Origin of the sequence: Haloferax profundi, assembly GCF_001469865.1 — an archaeon.
GTDB classification, from domain to species: Archaea; Halobacteriota; Halobacteria; order Halobacteriales; family Haloferacaceae; genus Haloferax; species Haloferax profundi.
The window spans coordinates 1-2,203 of the sequence record NZ_LOPV01000083.1 but is presented as its reverse complement, the minus strand read 5'-3'; the positions used below and the strand labels follow the sequence as shown (position 1 = coordinate 2,203).

Below are 2,203 nucleotides of genomic sequence, written 5' to 3'. Positions count from 1 at the left end.
GCATTTGCGATGTACCGCTGGACGCCGTCCATCGTCCGTGAGACGACTCCGTGCGAATACTTCAGTGGCGCTGCAACCCGCGCCCATCTTTCCTCAATTGCCGTGTCGATCGGCGGTGTCTCGACATCAGGAGCGTTGACGGTCAGCTCCCCGTATACTCGTTCAGGGAGGACGGACGTGATTCCGTTGCGCCTTGCAAACCGACGAACTGCCAGATACCGAGGATTCGATGGCTGACCCATCGAGACGAACAATCCGGTATCTGCGATGTGGATCGCAGTCACGCGTCGTCGACGTCCTCGTCAACGCCTTCGATATCCGCGAGTGACGCACCCGACACCTCGACGTCGAAATGTTCGAGAACCACGGGCCGGAGCGCCTGAAGGACGATTTCGGCCGCAAGTGGCGAGATGTCGAGATCACGGGCCATCAAGCGGTGCGTCACCTCGCCACACTCACGGGCAACAGCGTAAGAGAGTGCCGTCGCGAGGCCAGCAACCCCGTGACGGTCGATGTACGTGTCGATGTCGCCGTTAGTCTCACGGCGGCCGACCGCATCGATCAGTGCCGGCGTGATCGTATACTCACGGTCACCATCAGCGGTCACAGTCAGATTAATCGGACGGGCAGCGTACGTCCGGGGTTGCTCATCACGGATGACCTCAACAACGCCAGCGTCAACGAGCCGATTGACGTAGGTGTAGGCTGTCCCCTGTGCGAGACCGAGAGCGTCCATCACGTCTTTGACTGGGGTCCCCTCATTGCGAGCGAGATATGCATACAACTGCGCCAGCTGTGGCTCTTCGAGGAGGTCCGCGACCGAGAGGAAGTCACGGACGATGTCACCTGTGTTCTGCTTTGAGGTACGTGACATGGGTTCTCTGTATTGATTACAGTTTACAGCGAATCAGTAAAGAGTGTTTGGGTAACAGCTGCTGGCTCAAGCTGATGTTCTTGCGGGGGAGGATATGTGTCAGTACGACCTCAACAGTCTCGTGGTTCGTCTCAGTTGGGCCACCAATTGACCGTTGCAAAATAGCGAAGTGATTCATTTATCGGTTCGGCATCTTGCAACAGAACGTCGGCAAGATGGGCTGACGATGGTCGCTCCATACTCAATACGTACACGAACAAACGCTCCGAGGACGTCGACAAGGTGGGCACTTCTCACGCTAGTGTCTACAGACGCCATTCGGCGGCACGCCAACCTCTCCGTTTGGGTACCACTGTTTGATAGCCAAATTGCCACCAGCCGTGATTACTAGACAGAGTGCCCACCAGCTGGGAGTACCCGGTGTTGAGAGGTCCCACTCATACTGAACCGTCGGTCCATCGGTAAGCGAGGCAGCGAGTGTATACGACCCCGGTGTCTCGGTGACTGCGGGCTGAACCGTCAACGGAAGCGATGTTTGATACGCCTGCTCGAGGATAACCTCCTCGTCGGCGTTCCGGACGGTGACGTCGACTGTTCGTCCACCCTGCTCAGGATGCTCGTAATCGGGCTCGGTCTCGAAGTCATAGATCTGCAACCGGGCGAGTGGTTCGTCACTGTTGTTTGCAGTGGCTGTCTGAACGACAGGCCGCTCACACCGATAGGCATTGAACGGGATTCGCCGGTGTAGTTCATCGCTCACGAAGTGGGCAACACTCGAAGCGTTACGGGTTGCGCTACTCGGCGATCCATCTGGGTCGAAATAGCGTGCGGATCCCCGACAGGAGGACAACACGTAGTATCCCGAGTCAGTCGTGTGGACGACAGTAACACGCGCTGGCTCAACCGTAATCTCCATCGCTACGCCTGAACTTCCGAATCCACCGATGAGTTCGTTATACACGTAGCGCTGTTCGTATGCCTCAACGAACGATTGAGCAACTGCACGGCTAGACACGTCACTCGGTTCGGGGAGTGGTTTGGTCTCGGTGAGTGTCGTCACATCTGGTGGCGGTGTTGGTTGAGACGTTGAAACCGGACTACGACCGTCTCTTTCGCGGGTTGCACATCCAGCCAGTAGACTTGCCCCACACGCTAGCGATGTGAGCACTCTACGGCGCCTCATCAGTAGCTACGCACCCAGTCGCTGCGATAGTTGTCGTGTTGATTGGAGGGCATCGGAATCTAATCTGGCTTCGTGTCTCGCCAGTATATATTGTCTGCCATTAGACAATCCGACGTAGAGGATGAAGAGTCGGTGACGCCGAGATC

2 protein-coding genes and 1 pseudogene are annotated in these 2,203 nt (G+C 56.9%); all 3 read right to left on the bottom strand.

The window, feature by feature from the left end; translation table 11 throughout:
• A pseudogene (locus tag AUR66_RS22515) lies at positions 1-284 on the bottom strand (hypothetical protein); the annotation flags it as partial.
• On the bottom strand, positions 281-874 hold the full coding sequence (locus AUR66_RS03880) for a DUF7437 domain-containing protein (RefSeq protein WP_058571189.1): 594 nt from the start codon (positions 872-874) through the stop codon (positions 281-283). The pseudogene AUR66_RS22515 and the gene AUR66_RS03880, both read right to left, overlap by 4 nt.
• A 298-nt stretch (positions 875-1,172) precedes the next feature.
• Entirely contained in the window at positions 1,173-1,934 is a 762-nt protein-coding gene (locus AUR66_RS03875; protein WP_157532988.1) for a hypothetical protein, read from the bottom strand.
• Positions 1,935-2,203: the final 269 nt, after the last annotated feature.